1 protein-coding gene and 1 pseudogene are annotated in these 1,195 nt (G+C 55.6%); both read right to left on the reverse strand.

Annotated elements, in window-relative coordinates:
- Nucleotides 1-258: IS1-like element transposase (locus tag BHE85_RS16020; protein WP_064727284.1), on the reverse strand; the 258-nt coding region annotated here is incomplete at its 3' end.
- A gap of 57 nt (nt 259-315) precedes the next feature.
- Nucleotides 316-1,195, reverse strand: a pseudogene (locus BHE85_RS16025) (RHS repeat-associated core domain-containing protein); the annotation flags it as partial.

Genomic DNA, 1,195 nt, shown 5'->3' on the forward strand with positions numbered 1-1,195 from the left:
GTTTTTTAAGTGACGTAAAACCGTGTTGAGGCCAACGCCCATAATGCGTGCACTGGCGCGACATCCGACGCCATTCATGGCCATATCAATGATTTTCTGGTGCGTACCGGGCTGAGAGGCGGTGTAAGTGAACTGTAGTTGCCATGTTTTACGGCAATGAGAGCAGAGATAGCGCTGATGTCCGGCAGTGCTTTTGCCGTTACGCACCACGCCTTCAGTAGCGGAGCAGGAAGGACATCTGATGGAAATGGAAGCCACGCAAGCACCTTAAAATCACCATCATACACTAAATCAGTAAGTTGGCAGCATTACCCACATTGCCAATGCAAATATTCCAATATCATCTATATTTTTTGATTTAAATTCATATAATCCTAATGGATCCATGCTATTCACCGGGCTCAGCGGATACTGATAAAAATTCCATCCCCCCTTCAGCCCAATCGGATCCTGAGTGATATATCGCCCCTGCAGCGGGTCATAATAGCGGTGGCGGTTGTAATACAGGCCGGACTCCTCATCATACTGCTGCCCCGGCAGGCGAATGAGCTGCTGCAGATGATGCGGGTTCTCTTCATTCAGCAGGTTGCCCCACTCATCGTATTCTGCGCACCATTCTGTTGCCCCTTCCGTGCTGATAAGCACCAGCGGCAGGCCGCGATGGTCGCAGTGGTACAGGTGAATTTTTCGCGCCGGCGTGTACACCGGGTCCATCTGGTTTTTCATCTGCGCCACGGTCAGGCCGCACGATGCCAGCCAGCGGCGGCTTTCCTCACTCACCCGGTCAGCCAGGATTTCACTTTCCAGCCGGTCGAGCATCTGCACCAGCACCGGCGGGAACACCACACTGCCACCGTCTTCGCCGCCGGACTGCTGAAGGGCATCCGCCAGGCTGCGGCGCTGCGTTTTCGCCAGCTCACCGGTGGCGGTTTCAACTCTGATGAGTGGCGTGAAGCTTCCCGGCTGATAAACCGTCTGGATGCGGGTTCTGTCGTTCTGTATTGTGGTCAGCCGGTCGCCGTCCCAGCCGTACCAGGTCACTTCCGGTTTCCGTGACAGCGACATCCAGCCCGTCAGGTCCCGTTCACGCCGCCATACCCGTTTTGCCACCCTGCGGCCCAGCGGGTCGTAAAGATAGCGACTTTCGACCAGCGGCTCTGCATATTGTGTCCGCGTGTAGTGCACCAGCCGGTGC

Source organism: Shigella sp. FC1567, from assembly GCF_001743015.1.
GTDB classification, from domain to species: domain Bacteria; phylum Pseudomonadota; class Gammaproteobacteria; order Enterobacterales; family Enterobacteriaceae; genus Escherichia; species Escherichia coli.